The following is an 18,801-nucleotide window of genomic DNA, read 5'->3' as shown; positions in this document are numbered from 1 at the left end:
ATTCAAAGCCTGCTGCGTGGGCCTTGAATCGATCCTTCCCGACAGAATCAGCTCTGCTTGCGCTTGTGCGAATCCTGCCAGATGAAATAACCAACACCGGCGAAGAAGGCGACCATCAGACCGACGGTGCCGATACCGGCGAGAACTACGACATCGATAAACATGGTTGCCTCCTGCTGTGAAGCCTGTGTGGGTATGGCTTCAAGTTAACAGGGGCTGCAGAGGCGCCATTGATCCAGATCAACAAGCGGCGGGCGCTGGCAGGAAGAGGCTTTGATTAGCTGATCCAGATCAACAAATCAGCCTATGTCAGAACGGTCTCAAGGCTTCTTCGGTTTGCCCTTGGGCTTTTTCTTACCCTTGGGCAGCGGCAGGGCCTGCTCGAACGCATCGCGCATTTCATTGAGTTTCTTGTCGCGCAGGTCATGGATGCGCTTGTCGCGCTCGGCGGCGAAATCAATCAGCTTGTCGTCTCTGCTCATGGTCTCGACTTGATCAAACGAAAGGTCAGATTCAGACGTGGCGCACAGGGGCTGCGCGTCTTCGCCACTTGATGCTGCCAATGATGCTGGGTTGGCCCGCGCATGACCAGCAGCGAACCATGCGACAGCGGCAATGAATGCTCAATGCGGCTCTGCCCTTTGCGGCGCAAATCAAAGCGCCGCGTGCCGCCCAGATTCAGTGAGGCGATCAGCGGGTTGGCGCCCAGCTCCGCCTCGTCATCACTGTGCCAGCCCATGGAGTCCTGCCCATCACGGTAATAGTTGAGCAATACGCCATTGAGTGATTGCCCAACGGCCTGCTCCACCTGCGCACGAATCTGCGCCAGCAGCGGCGTCCAGGGTAACGGCTGATGGGTTAACCCCGAATAGCGGTAGCTGGCCTCGGCGTCTCCGTACCAGGCCACCAGACGCGGTACCGGCAGTTGCCGCCCGTAAATCTGCACCTGCGGCTGCTGCCAGGGCGTCTGCGTGGTTAACGCGGCCAGCCATTGGTCGGCGGTCGCCAGATCCAGCCACGGCGCATGCAACTGCAACTCGGCGTCAGGCAACTGCAGAGGGCTGTCGGCAAATAGATCCACGAAACAAGACTCGAGCAGACGGAGCACCTAGTGTGCCCAGCTCAGACTTCCACATCCACCCACAAACCCTGGCGTGGCAGTTCACTGACCACCGCCTCGTCGGCCTCGGCCACTTCGCCTTCGGCCAACTCTTCTGGGGTGTAGCCGTGACGGCGCTGGCGGCGGCGCTGCTCTTCACGCAACAGCATCTCGGCCTCTTGCGGGTGGCGCTTGTCGAGGCTCACACCACTTTCCTTGGAGCTTTCCGCAGAGGCGGTGACCGGCGGGATCTCCGGGCGCGGCTTGACCACGTCCTGCTGGACAGTCACCGGTACCAGGCTGTGGGGGATCGGCGGCAGCATCTATTAGCCCTCCTTTGGTCAGACTGTCGGCCAGCCAAGCCGCGACTTGAGCCATGCCTCACTACACTTTTGAGTGATCTGAACACACAAAGTGCCCAATACCCAGCAATGCGCCTTGGGCCTGAACCCTGGGTTCCGTTAACATAGTCGGCTTTTTTACGCGGGAGACAAGCATGGCGCAGTATGAACCGGGGCAACGCTGGATCAGTGACAGCGAGGCGGAGCTGGGTTTGGGGACCGTTCTGATGCAGGACGGCCGCATGCTCACCATGCTCTACCCGGCCACCGGCGAAACCCGCCAGTACGCCCTGCGCAATGCACCGCTGACCCGCGTGCGCTTCTCGCCAGGTGACGAAATCACCCACTTCGAAGGCTGGAAACTGACCGTGCAGGAAGTCGACGACATTGACGGTCTGCTGGTTTACCACGGCCTCAATGCCCAGCATGAAAGCGTCAGCCTGCCGGAAACCCAGCTGTCGAACTTTATCCAGTTCCGCCTGGCCAGTGATCGCCTGTTTGCCGGGCAGATCGACCCGCTACCCTGGTTCGCCCTGCGCTACCACACCCTGGATTACACCAGCCGCCAGCTGCAATCCAACCTCTGGGGCCTGGGTGGCGTGCGGGCGCAACCGATTGCCCACCAGCTACACATCGCCCGCGAAGTAGCCGACCGCATTGCCCCGCGCGTCTTGCTGGCCGACGAAGTGGGCCTGGGTAAAACCATCGAAGCCGGCCTGGTGATTCATCGCCAACTGCTCTCCGGGCGTGCCAGCCGCGTACTGATCCTGGTGCCGGAAAACCTCCAGCACCAGTGGCTGGTGGAGATGCGCCGGCGCTTCAACCTGGATGTCGCACTGTTTGATGAAGAACGCTTTATCGAGAGCGATGCCAGTAACCCGTTTGAAGACTGCCAACTGGCGCTGGTCGCCCTGGAATGGCTGTGCGAAGACGAAAAAGCCCAGGACGCATTGTTTGCCGCCGGCTGGGACTTGATGGTGGTCGACGAAGCGCACCACCTGGTCTGGCACCCGGAACATTCGAGCCCGGAATATGCGCTGGTTGAACAGCTGGCCCAGGTCATCCCCGGCGTGCTGCTGCTCACCGCCACCCCGGAACAACTCGGCCAGGACAGCCACTTCGCCCGCCTGCGCCTGCTCGACCCGAACCGCTTCCATGACCTGGCCGCGTTCCGTGCCGAGAGTGAGCACTACAAGCCGATTGCCGAAGCCGTGCAGGAACTGCTCGATCAGGGCCGTTTATCAGATGCCGCGCACAAGACCATCCACGATTTCCTCGGCGCCGGCGGTGAAGAGCTGCTGGCCGCGGTGAATGCCGGTGATAGCGAAGCCTCGGCGCGCCTGGTGCGCGAGCTACTGGATCGCCATGGCACTGGTCGCCTGCTGTTCCGTAATACCCGCGCTGCCGTACAGGGCTTTCCGGACCGTGAAGTGCACCCCTATCCGCTGGCCAGCCCTGACGAATACATGGAGCTGCCGATTGGCGAGCACGCCGACCTCTACCCGGAGGTCAGCTACCAGGCGCAGCCGGATGTCGATGAAGAACAGCGCTGGTGGAAATTCGACCCACGCGTCGAGTGGCTGATCGACACCCTGAAGATGCTCAAGAAGTTCAAGGTGCTGGTGATCTGCGCCCATGCCGAAACCGCCATGGACCTGGAAGACGCCCTGCGCGTGCGCAAGGGCATCCCGGCTACGGTGTTCCATGAAGGCATGAGCATTCTGGAGCGTGACCGCGCCGCCGCTTACTTCGCCGACGAAGAATTCGGTGCTCAGGTGCTGATCTGCTCGGAAATTGGCTCGGAAGGTCGTAACTTCCAGTTCGCCCACCATCTGGTGCTGTTTGACCTGCCGGCTCACCCGGACCTGCTTGAGCAGCGCATCGGCCGTCTTGACCGCATCGGTCAGAAGCACCGTATCCAGCTGCACGTGCCGTACCTGGAAAACAGTCCGCAGGAGCGCCTGTTCCAGTGGTATCACCAGGCGCTAAACGCCTTCCTCGCCACCTGCCCAACCGGTAACGCTCTGCAGCACCAGTTCGGTAGCCGCCTGCTGCCGCTGCTGGAAAGCGGCGACGACGCTGTATGGCAAGCCCTGGTCGATGAAGCCAAAGCCGAACGCATTCGCCTGGAAGGCGAGCTGCACGCCGGGCGCGACCGCCTGCTGGAGCTCAACTCCGGCGGTGCAGGTGAAGGTGAAGCGCTGGTAGCGGCGATTCTCGAGCAGGACGACCAGTTCGCCCTGCCGATTTACATGGAGCAGCTGTTCGACGCCTTTGGTATCGACAGTGAAGACCACTCCGACAACGCCCTGATCCTGCGTCCCAGCGAGAAGATGCTGGATGCCAGCTTCCCCCTCGGCGACGATGAAGGCGTGACCATCACCTATGACCGCGACCTGGCCCTGGCCCGCGAGGACATGCAGTTCCTCACCTGGGAACACCCCATGGTGCAAGGCGGCATGGACCTGGTGCGCTCCGGTTCGATGGGCAACACCGGCGTCGCGCTGATCAAGAACAAGGCGCTGAAGCCCGGCACCGTACTGCTGGAACTGCTGTATGTCAGTGAAGTGGTGGCGCCGCGCACCCTGCAACTGGGCCGCTACCTGCCGCCGATCGCCCTGCGCTGCCTGCTCGATGCCAACGGCAATGACCTGGCCAGCAAGGTGTCCTTCGAGAAGCTCAACGAACAGTTGGAGCCTGTGCCACGCGCCAGCGCCAACAAGTTCGTCCAGGCTCAGCGCGACAGCCTCAACCCGCTGATCAACGCCGGTGAAAGCAAGGTGGCGCCGCGCCACAACGAGCGTGTCGAGGAGGCCAAACGCCGCCTGGCGGCCGAAACCGATGAAGAGCTGGCCCGCCTGATCGCCCTGCAAGCGGTCAACCCGAGCGTGCGTGACAGCGAACTCAACGCCCTGCGCCAACTGCGCGAGCAAGGCCTGGCCATGCTCGATAAAGCGGCATTGCGCCTGGAGGCCATTCGCGTACTGGTTGCTGGCTAACATCAGGCGCCCGCAGGTAGGGGGCGCTGAGCGCAGCGAAGCCCAACAGGTATTGAATGGTCCTAGTTGGGCTTCATCGCTTTGCGACTCAACCCAACCTAGGTGCAGGTAGTTTCAACGGGCTGCTAAAGTCAGAAAAAACATTTCTGTTAATACCCCTCACAGGAGCTTTCTGTGCCTGCACGCGCCGCCTCGCGCCGGTTTCGCCATAGCCTCGGCGGGCTCTGCCTGCTGGCGCTGCTCCTACTCCCTCTATTGCACCTATGGCCCGCGCTAAGCGGGCTGAACAATGCCCACCTCGACTGGTTGATTCGCCAGCGCGCCGCCGAGCAGACACCCGACCCGCGCCTGTTGTTGATCGATATCGACGACTTGAGTCTGCAAGTGCTGGCCGGTGAAGCCGGTAAATGGCCGTGGCCGCGCTCGCTGCATGGCGAACTGCTGGAATACCTGCTGAGCCAACAGCCCAAGGCCGTAGCCTTCGACGTTCTGTTCAGCGAGCCGGATCAGTTCAACCCCGATGCCGACAGCTACTTTGCCGAAGTGCTGCAACGCAGTCCCAACACTTACCTCGCCGCCCTGGTTCAGCAGGCAGATGACAGTAGCCAGGCCCCGCTATTGCGCGATTACCCTGCAACCACCTGGCAAGCCCCCGGACAACAAGGCGCTGCTGAACAACGCGGTCTGCTCTTACTGCCCAATGCCATCCCCAGTGAGCTGTGGCGTCTGGGCAGCATCAACTTTCGCCCCGACGCCGACGGCATCGGCCGCCGCTATGAGCTGTACCGCAGCTTTGCCGACTGGCGTTTACCCAGCCTGCCCGCGCGCATCGTGCATGACCTCGGTGGCAGCCTGCCAACGCAACAGAGCCTGCTGCTGGACTGGCCCGGCAGCAGCCGTCTGCCCTACCCGCGCCTGCCCTACGCGGCAGTACTGGCCGCCGCGCGCGGCCAGGGCCAGCCACTGGCCGCCGAGTTGTTCAAGGACCGCATCATCGTCATCGGCACCACTGCCGCCGGTCTACACGACCTGCGGCCAACACCGCTGGATACTTTGTATCCTGCGCCATTTATCCTGATGACCGCGATCGACAACCTGCTCAACCACAGCCAGTTGCATGAGGCCGACAGTTGGCTGGAGCTGCTCGGTCCGCTGCTGCTGTTGCTTGGTTTGAGCACCCTGCTGCTGCGCGAGCAACTGCCCGCTGCGTTCGCCCTGTGCCTGGGCGGCAGCCTGGCGCTGTTTGCCGGCAGTTACTGGCTGGCCTTACAAGGCACACTGCTGGGTGTGTTGCCAGGGTTGATCTGCCTGTGGTTATTACTGGCCGCGGCACTGGCACTGTTCTACCTGCGTCGCCGCCAGCAGCTGCAGGACACCATCCGCCTGTTCAGCCGCTTTATGGACCCAGTGGTGGTCAACCAACTGGTCACCCGCGATGATCCCGAGGCCCTGCTGGCCAGTAAGGAATGTCAGCTGACCGTGCTGTTTTCCGATATTCGCAACTTCACCACCTTATCCGAACAGCATACGCCGGCAGAAATCGTACGCCTGCTCGAAGGCTACTTCAGCAGCCAGGTGGAGGTGCTGTTCAAGCACCAGGCCACCCTCGACAAGTTTATCGGCGACGCCATCATGGCCTTCTGGGGCGCGCCGCTGGACAACCCGCAGCAGGCCGATCAGGCCATTCTGGCAGCCATGGAAATGCTCGATAACCTCGACGCCTTCCGCCGTGAATACAATTGCCCGGACTTCGATATCGGTATCGGTCTGCATACCGGCCCAGCGGTGGTCGGCCTGGTCGGCGCCAAGCAGCGCTATGACTACACTGCAATAGGCGACACGGTGAACCTGGCCAGCCGCATCGAAGGGTTGACCAAAGGCCGTGCCCATCTGCTGGTTTCCGCCGCCACCCGTGAGGCCTGCACGCTCAACCTGGACTTCGTAGCCATGGGCGAGCACCAGGTCAAAGGGCGTGCCGAGGCTGTCATGCTGTACGAACCACAAAGGAGAAATGATGAATAAGCGCTTATCCGGTGTCCTTGTGGCGCTGACTCTCAGCCTCTGCGCCACGGCCACCCTGGCCGATGTGCGCCAGGCCCATACCCTGCAAGACAGCGCCCTGCGCGCCGAACCCAGCGCCGCTGCGGCCAGCGTGGGCCAGGTCAGCAAGCAGAGCCAGGTTCAGGTTCTGGAACGTCAGGGCGGTTGGTATCAGGTCGAAACGGCCAGCGGTCAGCGCGGCTGGCTGCCCCTGCTCAGCCTTCGCTTCGCCAAGGATGCCCAGGCCGGACGCAGCAATGATCTCGGCGGCCTGCTCAAGCTCGGCAACCAGACCTCACCCACAGGCGGTGTGGCCACAGGTATACGCGGCATCAGCGACGAAGAACTGCGCAGCGGTGCCGCCAACACCTCAGCCAGCGTACAGAGCCTGGATGCCTTTGCCGCCAGCCCGAGCGAGGCGCGCAGCTTTGCCCAGCAAGGCGGCCTGCGCAGCCAGAACCTGCCCTACGCGCGCTAACCGGGAGGATACGACATGCCAACAGCTATCTCAGTGCTCAAATATGCCGGCCTGCTCGGCCTGATCATCAGCCTCAGTGCCTGCCAGGGGCTGGAAGGCGTACAGGTGCAAGGGGTTGACCTGGGCAAACTGGCCAGTGCCGGCCAACACCTGACCAACATGGGCCAGAAAAGCGTCGATGAAGAGCGAGTGATCGGGCAGAACACCGCCACCATCCTGCTTAGCAAGGCCGCCGTGCTCAACAACCCACCACTGCAGACCTACGTCAACCGCGTCGGCCTGTGGGTTGCGCAGCACAGCGAACGGCCAGATCTGCCCTGGCGTTTCGTTGTGCTCGACAGCCCGCAGGTGGCCGCCTACGCCGCCCCCGGCGGTTACGTATTCATCACCAGCGGCATGCTCACGCGGATGAACAGCGAAGCCGAACTGGCCGGCGTACTGGCCCACGAAGTCGCCCATGTAGTGCAGAAGCATCACCTCCAGGCCATTCAGCAACAGGCCCAGACCGGTCTGCTGACAGACCTGGCCACCCTGGCCGTACAAGCCGGCGCAGCTGACAAGGGTGGCAGCCATGCCGGCGAGCTGACTGACCGTTTCAGCCGCAGCGTGGCCGACCTGTACAGCCGCGGCCTGGACCGTGGCGACGAGTATGAAGCCGATGCCATGGGCGCGGTGATTGCTGCACGTGCCGGCTACGATGCCTACGGTCTGGCCGGGGTGCTGCAGACACTGGGGACCACACGTCAGGATGATGCAGCGCTAAGCAGCTTCCTCAAGGTGCACCCGGGCATTGATGACCGCCTGCAACGCCTGCAACCGGTCTATCTGTATATCGATAAAACCGCCAGCGGCCCGACCCAGAGCCTCGACGCCCGCTATCAGCAGGCGCTCAAAAGCAATCGCTAAATCCACCCCACGTCAGTGCGAGTGGGGGTGTTCGCGGGTGCATGAGGGTTCGTAATCACACACGTGATGACTGAACGGCGCGGTGGTATGCGAACCCGGTGCCCCCGTAACCTGGAAGCAGCGGTTATTGATAAACAGCTGCACCAGTTCGGCATCGAGCAAGCCGCTTTGTGCCTCGCTCTTGAGGATATCCAGGGCACGTTCGAGTGGCATCGCCGGTTTGTAGGGTCGATCCGCAGCCGTCAGGGCGTCGTAGATATCGCAGATGGTCATGATCCGTGACGCGCAGGGAATCGCATCACCGATCAGGCCTTTGGGATAGCCGCTGCCATCGAGCTTTTCATGGTGCGCCCCGGCGATGTGCGGTACCCCCTGCAGATCTGGCGTCCAGGGAATCAGGCTAAGGAACTGCTGGGTGTGCACCACATGCCGCTCGATCTCTTCACGCTCGGCTTTGGTCAAGCTGCCCTTGCGCACGGCAAGAGCACTGAACTCGCCTTCGCTGAGCAGGCTGACCAGGCAATTACCAGGCGCCTTGACCAACTCGCCCTGCACCTCCTGCAAGTGCTGAAAATCCCCTTCGCTGAGCATGCTCGGTTCGTTGGCCTGGATGATGTTGCTCAGGTAGCGTTCCAGGCGCTCGCATTCGTAGGCCAGCTCGGCTTCCAACTGCAACCGCCGCTCCTCACTCAGACCACCCTGCTGGCGGTAGGCCTGAAGCATCTTGCGCAGGGTCTGGTTATGCAGGTTCTCCTGCGCCAGGGCCACTCGGTAACGCAGGTTCTCCAGCACCTGCTCGGGCAGCTTCTTGGCCTTGACCAGCACATGCTCACGCACTCCGACTTTGCCAAAGTCATGCAGCAAAGCGGCATAACGCAGCTCTCGCAGACCGTCATCAGCCAGGGCCTGCTCACGCAGACGGCTGCTCGGCGCATGCGGCAGCTGATTGGCCAGGGTCAGGCAGAGTTCGGCCACCCGGAAGGAATGACCACTGGTGGTCGGGTCGCGCTGTTCAATGGCAAATACCGAGGCCTGCACAAAACCATCGAACAACCGGCTGATGTCATCCAGCAGTTGCCGATTCTCGATGGCCACCGCCGCCTGGCTGGCCAGGGCGCGCAGGGACACGGCGATTTCTTCATCGAAGGCAATCAGTTCGGGCTCGAACGACTCACTGCCCTTGCGCTGACGGTTGATAAATTCCAGCACCCCAACCACTTCATGTCGGTGATTGAGCATGGGAATCGCCAGGATCGACATGGTGCGATAGCCCATCTGCAAGTCGAAGGAGCGGTTGAAACGATAGGGTGCATCGGCAGCAATCGCATACACATCTTCAATATTCAGCTCGGTGCTGGTCAGCGCCACATAGCCGGCAATCGAGGCTTTGCTCAGCGGCATGCGCTGATCCTGAAAACTGTTCTGGCTGAGCGTGCCGTTCTGCGTCAGTTTGAAGATCAGCTGCGCCGGCGCATCCGCACGTCGACTGATCAGAAACAGCGAGGCCGCATCGCTGTTGGACAAGCGCCGCCCCTCAACCAGGATTTTTTCCAGCAGACGATCAAGGTCGCGCTCAGCCGACAACGCCAGGCCAACATCGACCAGTTTGCTCAGGTCATCGTGTTTACCCGCCAGGGCGGCGGCCAATTGCTCAGTCTGATGACGCAGGCTGTACTGCTCGCCAGCAAAACGCAGCAGTGCCGACAGCTCATCACGGCTGGCCGTGGGCGGTAACGGCAATACACCTGGCTGATCCATACAGCCCACCAGAATCGCCCCACAGCCCAGCCAGTCGGCCAGAGGCCTGAGCGCCAGCAAGCTGTCGTCCAGCAAAATCACCGCCAGCCCGTCTGGCAAGCCATCGGGCGAATCGACCCTCTGCAGAGTCAGTGGGCACTGGCCCAACACAGTGAACAGCGGGTGCTCGCCCAGCGCGTGGCTATGGCCCAGCACCAGGGGGGAAGCGCCCATGGTGGTTGTCCTCAGTCGCAGTTGCGTGACAGAAGTGCGACTGAGTATTGCACAGGATTTAACCGCTGACCGGTCAGCCAACGCAGGCCAGATGACCGGGCAACATGCCTTAGCTGGCGGTCTGCAACTGCATGCCCTGCTGCATTCTGGCAGCGTCGCTGACAAAACAGCGCGAAGCCTGCAGCAGCGCCAGCATGGTCAGCAGCAGCGCCACCGGAATCAGGTACATGGCGTTGTGCAGGCCAACGGCCTTGAAGGTTTCATTCATTTCACTGGCGCCGGCCGCGAGCATCGCTGCCTGCGAGTAGTGGTCCGACAGCATGCCCACGGCCACCGGCCCCAGCCCCCCCCCGAGCAGGTACAAGCCAGCAAAGAACAGCGCCATCGCCGTGGCGCGCAGACGCGGCTCGATCACGTCCTGAATGGCTGTGTAAACACAGGTGTAGAAGTTGTAGGCAAACAGCCAGCCGATGCTGAACAGCGCCACAAACACGGCGATTTCAACCCGCCCGGCGAGCAGCGCATAACCTGTAGCCAGTGAGGCAATCAGCATGCTCAAGGCAGCGAACAGCAGTCGGCCTGTCTGCCAGCGCTGGTGGATCTTGTCCGCCAGCCACCCACCCAGGGTCAAGCCAACCAGACCGGTAAGACCTACGATCACCCCGGTGGCCATCGCCGCCTGCTCCAGCGGCAGCAGGAAGTAACGCTGCAGCATCGGCACCATGAACGAGTTGCAGGCATAGGTGGCGAAGTTGAAGGTCAGGCCGGCTACCACCAGCCACCAGAAGGTGCGAATCGCCAGAACCTTGCGCAGTGGTTTCTCCACGGGTGCACTCAACGACTGCACCTGTTCGGCTGCGCCGCGCTTGGGCTCTTTGATAAAGAACATAAACACCGCGAGGATCAGCCCCGGCACTGCGGCAATAAAGAATGGCGCGCGCCAGCTGTCGAACGCCTTAACCATCGCGCCAATAGTGAAGAAGGCCAGCAGCAGGCCAATCGGCAGGCCCAGCATAAAGATGCCCATGGCCCGTGCCCGCTTGTGTGCCGGGAACAAATCGCCAATCAGCGAATTGGCTGCCGGCGCGTAGCTGGCCTCACCAATGCCGACGCCCATGCGAATCAGCAAAAAGCTCCAGAAGTTCCAGGCCATGCCGTTCACCGCCGTCAGGCCGCTCCAGACCGCCAGGCCCCAGCCCATGATCTTGCGCCGTGCGCCGGTATCGGCCATGCGACCCAGCGGAATGCCGGCAATCGCATAGACAATGGTGAAGGCCGTACCGATCAGGCCCAGCTGCAGGTCGCTGAGGCTCCACTCCATACGGATCGGTTCGATGATGATCGCCGGAATGGTGCGATCGAAGAAATTGAACAAATTGGCCAGGAAAAGCAGGAACAGAATGCGCCAGGCATTCGCCGCTTGTTGGGACTGCTGCATGGAATCCATCTCTAATTGTTGTTATCGAAACACGTCCGCGGCCCTTGGCCAGCTGTCGTGCCCAGCACGTGCCGGTGCAATCTAGAGCCTCTCGCCAGGGCTGTCTGTGACTATTTGTAGTGTGTATGCCGAGTAATCGGTGGGTCGGCAAGCACCGGCGTCACAAAGTGGCTCAGAAAAACTCCGGATATGACTCAGTAAAACCATGCAAAACAGCGAGATTTTCCATTTTTCATGCTACAAACAAGCCTGTTGAGTGCAATGTGGCCATTTGCCCCTCCACCCCTGCTAGCCGCCGGACTGTCTCCAAATGAAAACAAAAAAAAACGCTGTGACCTCCCCTGCGACCGAAGCCACTCTGGCTGACCTGGCTGATACGCTGCTGGCACCGCTGGAGCCATTGCCGCCGCCCGCGCCGTTGGTACCTGTCCGCATCGACAGCACTGGTGAGCAATACATGTATTTCACCGAGCGCGACATCGACCGCATCCTCGATAACCTCGACGGTCTGCGCAGCCTGGTGTTCCCGCCGGCGCCGCATGACGAAGAGAACGACCGGCGAGTACAGCACTTCCCGTCGGTGTGCCTGATTGGCCTCGGCCGCTGCGGCTCGAACATCGCCCTGGATGTTGCCTCCCTGGTCTATAACGCCCGGCAGTTCTACCTGAGTGAGTTCAAGAGCGAAGAAAAGACCGTTGCCGAACAGGATTTCCGCCCCACCCGCTGGATCCGCAGCAACCTGCTGCGTGCACCCAGCCGCGACAGCAAACCAGTCTTTCTGATCGAGCCACTGGTGATGCTCGGCGACCTGGACAAGGACATCGAGGGGCGCATCCGCTTCTCGCGCAAGGGCGAAACCAGCGGTTTCCTCAGCGACTACAGCAAGATGAAGATCATGGACCTCTCCGAGGTGCATGCCGGGGGGGCGGGTAACGCGCCGATCCTCGGCCAGTACCTGGCCAAGATCATCCTCAACAAGGACACCCAGCGTTTCACCAACGAAGACTGGAAGTTCATCCACAGCTACCTGATCGACTCCTGCGGCATCAAGGCCAACCAGTCGCGCCTGTACTTCTACATTTTCAGCGCCGGCGGCGGCACCGGTTCGGGCATGGCGTCGGAATTCGGCCTGGCCCAGCAATTCGCCTACATGAGCAAGACGTTCGACACCAAGAACTTCGACGAAAGCCTGGAAAACCGCGACCACAGCTTCGTTTTCGAGCCGATTTTCACCAGCGGTATCTGCATCCTGCCGAACATCTCCGACCAGCGCAGCGAGATGTCCGAAGCCCTGCATATCAACGCCGGACGCCTGCTGTGCAAGTACCTCGCCGAGGAGTGGGACTTCTCCTACAACTTCGACAACGAAGAGAACAGCGAAGAGAGCGTGATGCGCCGCATCCGCCCATGGAACGCCATGATGCTGATCTCCAACGACATCATGCGTTATGCCGAAGAAAGCGATGACGGAAATATCCAGAACATCGACGTCAACGCCATGGAGCGGCACGCCAACCAGTACATCTCGCAGCAGATCTTCAACATCCTCACCGCCCAGGCGGTGACCACCGATTACGACCAGAACTACTTCCGCCGCGCCGGGATCGACATCGGCGAAACCATTCGCCTGGATGCCAACGACCTATTTATGAGCCTGGCTGGCCCGGTTGCGGTGGCCTATGCAGAGTCGGTGGTGCCGGAACAAAGCGCTGCTGCGCTGGACAAGTTCCGCGTACTGGACAAGGAACCGTCGCGCCTGAACATCGACGACCTGTTCTTCCGTTCAATCGACTTGCCGCACTTCAACAAGGTCACCCAGGCCATCGAAGGCATCAGCCTGCTGCCGATCGAGTCCAAGCGTTATCGCGAAGCCCTGGATGACTACAAGAAGTCCGATTACAACGCCGCCAAACTCAGCGACCTGCACTTCTTCAAGAACTGCTCCTCGGTGGTGTCGATCGTCTCGCTGCCGAAAGACTACAAGCTGTCCTACATGGACTTGAACCGGCTCAAGACCCACCTCAACAGTCTGTTCCCCAACACCACGCTGAAGCGTTACGCACTGGTAATCGGTGCCTCGGCCAACCTCTCGCTGACCACTCTGATCGCCAAGAGCCCGTGCCTGTCGGATGACTTCCTGACCCTGATCGTGGCCTTTATCAAGCGCTGCTTCGCCCGCGACCCGCATCGCTTCGATGAAACGCTGGACAACGCCATGCTCGACTTCATCGTCTCTGACGAGTTCGATGATGAACGGCTCGATGCCATGCTCAACGAGTACGAGAACCCGGCGAAGATCCTCGATACCAATTGGTACGCGATCAAACCGATGTACGAGAAGAAGTACCGCGAGCTGATCCACGATCAAGACAAGTTCGTCTCGATCAACGACATCCGCCTATCCCGTGACAGCGTGAAAAAAGCCATCAAGTACCTGCGCGAGATCTACCGCCACCGCATCGGCAAGACCCGCGTCATCTCGCTCAACAAGTACGCCGAAGACAAGCCCGAGTAAGTCACTGCCATCTGCAACCCGAGCTCAATCGGGTTGCAGATGGTGCCTCAGGCCTCTTGCCATTCACTCAGCCAGCTCAGGCTGGCCTGGGTGCCCGCCTCTCCCGGTCGATACTCGGCCGCCAGCCAGCCCTGATAACCACTGTCACGCAGCGCCTTGAGCAACGGCGCAAAGTGCAACTCGCCTGTACCCGGCGCGCCACGCCCAGGGTAATCAGCAAACTGCACATGGCCGATACGCCCGGCCAACAACGCCATACCCGCCGGCACATCCAGGCCCTGGCGCGCCATGTGGTAAAGGTCGTACTGCGCTGCCAGGTTAGGGTGAGCCACCGCCTTGAGCAACGCATCCAGCTGCGCCGGGGTGTTGATCAGAAAGCCTGGCATATCCAGCGGGTTGATTGCTTCCACCACCACGCCAATGCCCAATCGCTGAAAGGCCTCGGCGGCCTTGCGCAAGTTGTCGATCAGAAAAGCCTTCGCCTTTTCAGGCTCAACGCCCTCAGCCAAGCGCCCCGGCAGCACGTTGACCAACGCTGGCCGCGCCATGGCGGCATAACTCAGCGCCTCCTGCAACGCAGCCTCAAACTCGGCCTGACGTACAGGCACGGCGGCCAGGCCGGCACCGCCACTCATCAAATCACCAGCTGGCAGGTTGATCAGACGCAGCGGCATGCCCGCTGCCTCCAGCGCCTCTTTCAGGCGGAGCGCCGGCAGCTCGTAGGGAAACTGGATTTCCACGCCATCAAAGCCCGCAGCAGCGGCAGCCACCACGCGGTCGATCAGCGGCAACTCGGTAAACAGCAGCGACAGGTTGGCCGCAATCTTCATGATTTTGGCCCTTGGGACTCTGGCGCTCGGTACAGCTGCACCAGGGTCGCCGGATCACGTTCCAGATTGCCCTGACTGCCGTGCTGACGCATCAGCTGTGCAGCCAGGCCGCTGAGCGGCGTAGCCGAGCCGATCTGCTGCGACAGCTTCACCGCCGTATCAAGGTCCTTGAGCAAGGTGCGCACGTGCCATTTGACCGGTTCAAACTGACTCTCGGCCATCTGTGGCGCAAGAATCTGCAGTGGCTTGGAATCGGCAAAGCCACCGGCCAGCGCGGGGGCAATCAGGCTGGCATCGACCCCGGCCTGCTCGGCCAACGCCACCACCTCAGCAATTACCAAGGCGTTACAGGCGACGATCATCTGGTTGCACACCTTGGTCACCTGGCCGGCGCCAACGTCGCCCATACGCGTCAGGCGTTGCCCCAGATGGGCAAGCACCGGCCGCACCCGCTCGATATCCTCAACCCGGCCACCGGCCATGATCGCCAGCGTGCCGTTGGCTGCGCCGGGTGTGCCACCGGACACCGGGGCATCAACCCAATGCATGCCACAACGGGCATACAGCTCGGCGGCCATTTCGCGGGTGGCCGCCGGTTCCAGGCTGGAGAAATCCACCAGCAATTGCCCAGGCTTGCCCGTTTCCACAATCCCGCCGGGGCCAAACACCACCTCGCGCACCACCTCGGTGTTGGCCAAACAGAGCATGACGATATCCGCTGCCGCACACAGCGCAGATGGCTGAGCAACCACCTGAGCACCCAGTGTCTGCAAGGGTGCGCACTTGTCGGCAGAACGGTTCCAGACCGTCAGCGGATAACCGGCAGCCAGCAGGCGCTGGGTCATGGGCAACCCCATCAGGCCAATACCGGCGAACGCCAAAGCAGGAAGAGATGTGGACATATGCAGACTCCGACTCAATGATGGGCGCTATCTTAACGTAGGTTGCACGCCTGCCCGCGCCACTGCCGGACGCCTGCTTACCTCTACTCAGAACGCCCTGACCAGGATTGAACCGGAGCCCCCATGCTGAGCCGTATCGTGGCCGTCACCCTTGCTGCTGCCTTGAGCCTGGCAGGTCCTCTTGTCAGCGCTGCCGATGCCCTGCGGGTGTCGGCCATCCCCGATGAAAATCCGGCAGAGCTGCTGCGCAAATTCAAACCGCTGGGCAGTTATCTGAGCCAGCAGTTGGGTATGCGCGTTGAGTTTGTCGCCCTCACCGACTACGACGCTGTAGTCGACGCTCTGGCCGATGAGCGTATCGACCTGGCCTGGCTGGGCGGTTTCAACCTGGTGCAGGCGCGCCTCAAGCGCCGCGATGTGCTGCCACTGGTGCAACGCGCTGAAGATGAAAAATTCACCAGCAAGATCATCAGCGCCAACCCAGCCGTGCAAAACCTGCAGGACCTGCAAGGCAAGACATTTGCCTTCGGCTCACTGTCGTCGACGTCCGACAGCCTGATGCCGCGCTACTTCCTGTTGCAGCACGGCATCAGACCGGAAACCTTCTTCAGCCACACCGCCTACTCCGCCGCGCAAGAAGCGACCGCCCGCTGGGTGCAGGAGGGTAAAGCCGATGCAGGTGCCCTGAGCAGCAGCGCCTGGGAGCAGTTACTGGCGACCGGCCAGGTCGACCCCGAGCGCGTACGCGTGATTGCCACCACCGCGCCCTACTTCGACTACAGCTGGAGTGTACGCGACAAACTCGCACCGGCTCTGCGCGAGCAGATCCGCCAGGCCTTTCTCCAGCTCAACCCCGACAACGCGCAACACCAGGCCATCCTCGAACTGCAAGGCGCCAGCCGTTTTATCGAAACCCGCCCGGAAAACTACGCCGAGCTGGAACAGGCCGCCCATGCTGCCGGGCTGCTGCGTTAGCAGCGACGCACGGAGCCCACTGCGGCGGCATCACGCCAGCGGCTACAGCCCATCCTGTTGCAGATGATCAAGGTTGACCGGCTCGCCGCTGTGGGCGCCGAGCTTGCTGCGGATGTCCTCAAACATCAGGTCATATTCGGCATGGCTGCGCATGATCAAGCTGTTGTTGATCGGCAAACCATGCTTATGCGCCAGCCGGCTGGCCACACTGGCAAAGTTGAAGGCCGTGTCACGGTGCAGTTCGAACACCTCTTCGAATGCCTGACCGTTCACCTGCCCTTGCAGGCGCATGTGCAACATCGGGCCTTCGCTGGGGTCCTGACGCACCTCATAGAAGAGATCGACACTGAACAACGGCATATCGCCGCTGGCAATGGTGTTGGCGCGATGCAGATGGCCGGGTTCGAACATGCTGGCAGCTCCCTTAGTCAGCCGGTGGTGCTGCCAGCATAGCCGCTGATAGCGGGGCGAACGACGCGCCAGATCAGTGCAGCGCTGCGCGCTCACTGCGCTCCTGCGCCAGCACCCAGGGAGCAACCACCACGGCCCACAGCTCGGGATCGCGTTGCAGCAGGTCTTCGGCCTGGCGGTCATCGGCCTTGCGCAACTGGCCCGCAGCCAGCCAGGCGGCGACTTTCTCCTGATCATTCTGCGCCACGGCCTGCGCCACTTCGATCAGATCCTGAGTGCCTTCAACCAGCAGCAGAGCGCCACGGGCAAAGAAAGGTTGCAACTCCTGCCAGCGGATCGCCGCTGTTTCTCCAAGCAGCTTGGCATAGAGGGTGCTAGGTTGTTCTGTCATGGGTAGCTCAGACATGGATTGCCCTGTTATCAGTAGCCGTTAACGAGTCGGCCAGCATGATAACGTCGAGCCGCCAGCAGGCAAATTCGCGACGCTGGCCAAGCCAACCAAGACACGCCGTTTTTCTATACGTTTGTTGTGTTAAAGCGACACCCTCAGGTTTTGCCCCCAGTAAGCCGCTTTTCAAGCCGTAAAGCCGCGCTCTACACTGCACCGGTACAGTTGCCGGGGGAATGACCGGGGAACAACCCGGTTCTGCAGCTTTGGCCGCCAGAACTACAACAATCAAAACCAATAAGAGTGGAGCACTATGAACAAGGCTACTAAGCAGATTTCCAAACTGTTTGCCGCCATGGCCATGGCTGGCGTTGCCAGCTACTCGGTAGCGGCTGACACCATCAAGATTGGCCTGGCTGGCCCGGTCACCGGCGCCGTCGCGCAATACGGTGAAATGCAATTCATCGGGGCCAAAATGGCCATCGAGCAGATCAACAAGGCCGGTGGGGTAAACGGCGCACAACTCGAAGGCGTGGTTTATGACGATGCCTGCGATCCGAAACAAGCGGTGGCTGTGGCCAACAAGATCGTCAACGACAACGTCAAGTTCGTGGTTGGCCACCTGTGCTCCAGCTCCACCCAGCCGGCGTCCGACATCTACGAAGACGAAGGCATCCTGATGATCACCGCGGCGTCCACCAGCCCGGACATCACCGCCCGTGGCTACGAGCTGGTGTTCCGCACCATCGGCCTGGACAGCCTGCAAGGCCCGACCGCCGGCAACTTCATTGCCGACCACGTCAAACCGAAAGTGGTTGCGGTAATCCACGACAAACAGCAATACGGTGAAGGCATTGCCACCGCGGTCAAGCAGACCCTGGAAAGCAAAGGCACCAAAGTCGCCCTGTTCGAAGGCATCAACGCCGGCGACAAGGACTTCTCCGCGATGATCGCCAAGCTCAAGCAAGCCGGTGTCGACTTCGTCTACTACGGTGGCTACCACCCAGAGCTGGGCCTGCTGCTGCGTCAGTCCTCGGAAAAAGGCCTGAAGGTCAAGTTCATGGGTCCTGAAGGCGTCGGCAACAAGGAAATCTCGGCCATTGCTGGCCCGGCTTCCGAAGGCCTGCTGGTAACCCTGCCGAAGTCCTTCGACCAGGACCCACGCAACCAGGCACTGGTTGATGCGTTCAAGGCCAAGAACGAAGACCCGAGCGGTCCGTTCGTATTCCCGGCCTACGCTGCCGTGCAAGTCATCGCTGAAGGCATCACCAAGGCGGGCGACACCGACACCGCCAAAGTGGCTGCTGCACTGCGTGCCAACAGCTTCGACACCCCGACCGGCAACCTGGCGTTCGACGAGAAGGGTGACCTGAAAGACTTCAGCTTCGTGGTTTACGAGTGGCACCAGGACGGTACCAAAACCGAAGCCAAGTAAGCTCCCCGCCTGAACCCAAAGCCCACTGCCCATGCAGTGGGCTTTGTTTATTAGAAGAATTCCGGTTGCATGC

Annotated in this window: 17 protein-coding genes; 7 read left to right on the top strand and 10 right to left on the bottom strand. The window is 61.2% G+C overall.

The annotated features are described in order from the left end of the window. Positions 1-47: 47 nt before the first annotated feature. From ccoM to IOD17_RS05980, 4 genes are all read right to left on the bottom strand, one after another. Positions 48-164, bottom strand: a complete 117-nt coding sequence (gene ccoM, locus IOD17_RS19365; RefSeq protein ID WP_325175658.1) for a cytochrome c oxidase subunit CcoM — start codon at positions 162-164, stop codon at positions 48-50. Positions 165-320: 156 nt separating this feature from the next. Continuing rightward, a complete protein-coding gene (locus tag IOD17_RS05990) occupies positions 321-482 on the bottom strand; it encodes a hypothetical protein (RefSeq protein WP_233684156.1) in 162 nt (53 codons plus the stop codon). After that, positions 479-1,081, bottom strand: coding sequence for an alpha-ketoglutarate-dependent dioxygenase AlkB family protein (locus tag IOD17_RS05985; protein ID WP_233684155.1), 603 nt, complete (start codon positions 1,079-1,081; stop codon positions 479-481). Before IOD17_RS05985 ends, IOD17_RS05990 begins: the two co-directional genes overlap by 4 nt. 41 nt (positions 1,082-1,122) lie before the next feature. After that, positions 1,123-1,422 carry an aspartate-semialdehyde dehydrogenase gene (locus IOD17_RS05980; protein ID WP_090248302.1) on the bottom strand — a complete coding sequence of 100 codons (300 nt, stop codon included), beginning with the start codon at positions 1,420-1,422 and terminating at the stop codon, positions 1,123-1,125. Between the two features lie 173 nt (positions 1,423-1,595). On the opposite strand from IOD17_RS05980, the gene rapA reads away from it, so the two are divergent. From rapA to IOD17_RS05960, 4 genes are all read left to right on the top strand, one after another. Continuing rightward, a complete protein-coding gene (gene rapA, locus IOD17_RS05975) occupies positions 1,596-4,439 on the top strand; it encodes an RNA polymerase-associated protein RapA (protein WP_233684154.1) in 2,844 nt (947 codons plus the stop codon). Between the two features lie 174 nt (positions 4,440-4,613). After that, a complete protein-coding gene (locus IOD17_RS05970) occupies positions 4,614-6,461 on the top strand; it encodes a CHASE2 domain-containing protein (RefSeq protein ID WP_233684153.1) in 1,848 nt (615 codons plus the stop codon). Then, on the top strand, positions 6,454-6,957 hold the full coding sequence (locus IOD17_RS05965; protein WP_233684152.1) for an SH3 domain-containing protein: 504 nt from the start codon (positions 6,454-6,456) through the stop codon (positions 6,955-6,957). The genes IOD17_RS05970 and IOD17_RS05965 overlap by 8 nt, the downstream gene beginning before the upstream one ends. A gap of 15 nt (positions 6,958-6,972) precedes the next feature. Continuing rightward, on the top strand, positions 6,973-7,863 hold the full coding sequence (locus IOD17_RS05960) for a M48 family metalloprotease (protein ID WP_233684151.1): 891 nt from the start codon (positions 6,973-6,975) through the stop codon (positions 7,861-7,863). Between the two features lie 12 nt (positions 7,864-7,875). Here IOD17_RS05960 and IOD17_RS05955 read toward each other — a convergent pair whose 3' ends face one another. Together IOD17_RS05955 and IOD17_RS05950 are read right to left on the bottom strand one after the other, a co-directional pair. Beyond that, a complete protein-coding gene (locus IOD17_RS05955; protein WP_233684150.1) occupies positions 7,876-9,834 on the bottom strand; it encodes an HD domain-containing phosphohydrolase in 1,959 nt (652 codons plus the stop codon). Between the two features lie 109 nt (positions 9,835-9,943). Further along, positions 9,944-11,272: a spinster family MFS transporter gene (locus IOD17_RS05950; protein WP_233684149.1), complete on the bottom strand. Its 1,329-nt coding sequence runs from the start codon at positions 11,270-11,272 to the stop codon at positions 9,944-9,946. Positions 11,273-11,582: 310 nt separating this feature from the next. On the opposite strand from IOD17_RS05950, the gene IOD17_RS05945 reads away from it, so the two are divergent. After that, positions 11,583-13,787, top strand: a complete 2,205-nt coding sequence (locus tag IOD17_RS05945) for a hypothetical protein (RefSeq protein WP_233684148.1) — start codon at positions 11,583-11,585, stop codon at positions 13,785-13,787. 47 nt (positions 13,788-13,834) lie between these two features. On the opposite strand, the gene IOD17_RS05940 is transcribed toward IOD17_RS05945, so the two are convergent. Next, positions 13,835-14,617: a hydroxypyruvate isomerase family protein gene (locus IOD17_RS05940; protein ID WP_233684147.1), complete on the bottom strand. Its 783-nt coding sequence runs from the start codon at positions 14,615-14,617 to the stop codon at positions 13,835-13,837. Then, the gene (locus tag IOD17_RS05935) at positions 14,614-15,519 is read right to left on the bottom strand and encodes an NAD(P)-dependent oxidoreductase (RefSeq protein WP_233684146.1); all 906 of its coding nucleotides are present in this window, start codon (positions 15,517-15,519) and stop codon (positions 14,614-14,616) included. The genes IOD17_RS05940 and IOD17_RS05935 overlap by 4 nt, the downstream gene beginning before the upstream one ends. A gap of 123 nt (positions 15,520-15,642) precedes the next feature. Here IOD17_RS05935 and IOD17_RS05930 point away from each other — a divergent pair, with 123 nt between their 5' ends. Then, a complete protein-coding gene (locus IOD17_RS05930) occupies positions 15,643-16,494 on the top strand; it encodes a putative selenate ABC transporter substrate-binding protein (protein WP_233684145.1) in 852 nt (283 codons plus the stop codon). Between the two features lie 42 nt (positions 16,495-16,536). On the opposite strand, the gene IOD17_RS05925 is transcribed toward IOD17_RS05930, so the two are convergent. Together IOD17_RS05925 and IOD17_RS05920 are read right to left on the bottom strand one after the other, a co-directional pair. Further along, a complete protein-coding gene (locus IOD17_RS05925) occupies positions 16,537-16,905 on the bottom strand; it encodes a DUF5064 family protein (RefSeq protein ID WP_233684144.1) in 369 nt (122 codons plus the stop codon). A 73-nt stretch (positions 16,906-16,978) separates the two neighbouring features. Next, the gene (locus IOD17_RS05920; protein WP_233684143.1) at positions 16,979-17,296 is read right to left on the bottom strand and encodes a DUF2288 domain-containing protein; all 318 of its coding nucleotides are present in this window, start codon (positions 17,294-17,296) and stop codon (positions 16,979-16,981) included. 310 nt (positions 17,297-17,606) lie between these two features. Here IOD17_RS05920 and IOD17_RS05915 point away from each other — a divergent pair, with 310 nt between their 5' ends. After that, positions 17,607-18,728, top strand: coding sequence for a branched-chain amino acid ABC transporter substrate-binding protein (locus IOD17_RS05915; protein WP_233684142.1), 1,122 nt, complete (start codon positions 17,607-17,609; stop codon positions 18,726-18,728). Positions 18,729-18,801: the final 73 nt, after the last annotated feature.

This window comes from Pseudomonas anguilliseptica (assembly GCF_021375795.1).
Lineage (GTDB): Bacteria > Pseudomonadota > Gammaproteobacteria > Pseudomonadales > Pseudomonadaceae > Aquipseudomonas > Aquipseudomonas anguilliseptica_A.
The sequence above is the reverse complement of the archived record's forward strand: the minus strand, read 5'-3'. Positions and strand labels throughout refer to the sequence as shown.

Excerpts from the sequence above, each read along its gene's own strand:
- ccoM (WP_325175658.1), bottom strand. The coding sequence starts at position 164 with ATGTTTATCGATGTCGTAGTTCTCGCCGGTATCGGCACCGTCGGTCTG.
- IOD17_RS05990 (WP_233684156.1), bottom strand. The coding sequence starts at position 482 with ATGAGCAGAGACGACAAGCTGATTGATTTCGCCGCCGAGCGCGACAAG.
- IOD17_RS05980 (WP_090248302.1), bottom strand. The coding sequence starts at position 1,422 with ATGCTGCCGCCGATCCCCCACAGCCTGGTACCGGTGACTGTCCAGCAG.
- rapA (WP_233684154.1), top strand. The coding sequence starts at position 1,596 with ATGGCGCAGTATGAACCGGGGCAACGCTGGATCAGTGACAGCGAGGCG.
- IOD17_RS05965 (WP_233684152.1), top strand. The coding sequence starts at position 6,454 with ATGAATAAGCGCTTATCCGGTGTCCTTGTGGCGCTGACTCTCAGCCTC.
- IOD17_RS05960 (WP_233684151.1), top strand. The coding sequence starts at position 6,973 with ATGCCAACAGCTATCTCAGTGCTCAAATATGCCGGCCTGCTCGGCCTG.
- IOD17_RS05955 (WP_233684150.1), bottom strand. The coding sequence starts at position 9,834 with ATGGGCGCTTCCCCCCTGGTGCTGGGCCATAGCCACGCGCTGGGCGAG.
- IOD17_RS05950 (WP_233684149.1), bottom strand. The coding sequence starts at position 11,272 with ATGCAGCAGTCCCAACAAGCGGCGAATGCCTGGCGCATTCTGTTCCTG.
- IOD17_RS05945 (WP_233684148.1), top strand. The coding sequence starts at position 11,583 with ATGAAAACAAAAAAAAACGCTGTGACCTCCCCTGCGACCGAAGCCACT.
- IOD17_RS05940 (WP_233684147.1), bottom strand. The coding sequence starts at position 14,617 with ATGAAGATTGCGGCCAACCTGTCGCTGCTGTTTACCGAGTTGCCGCTG.
- IOD17_RS05935 (WP_233684146.1), bottom strand. The coding sequence starts at position 15,519 with ATGTCCACATCTCTTCCTGCTTTGGCGTTCGCCGGTATTGGCCTGATG.
- IOD17_RS05930 (WP_233684145.1), top strand. The coding sequence starts at position 15,643 with ATGCTGAGCCGTATCGTGGCCGTCACCCTTGCTGCTGCCTTGAGCCTG.
- IOD17_RS05925 (WP_233684144.1), bottom strand. The coding sequence starts at position 16,905 with ATGTTCGAACCCGGCCATCTGCATCGCGCCAACACCATTGCCAGCGGC.
- IOD17_RS05920 (WP_233684143.1), bottom strand. The coding sequence starts at position 17,296 with ATGACAGAACAACCTAGCACCCTCTATGCCAAGCTGCTTGGAGAAACA.
- IOD17_RS05915 (WP_233684142.1), top strand. The coding sequence starts at position 17,607 with ATGAACAAGGCTACTAAGCAGATTTCCAAACTGTTTGCCGCCATGGCC.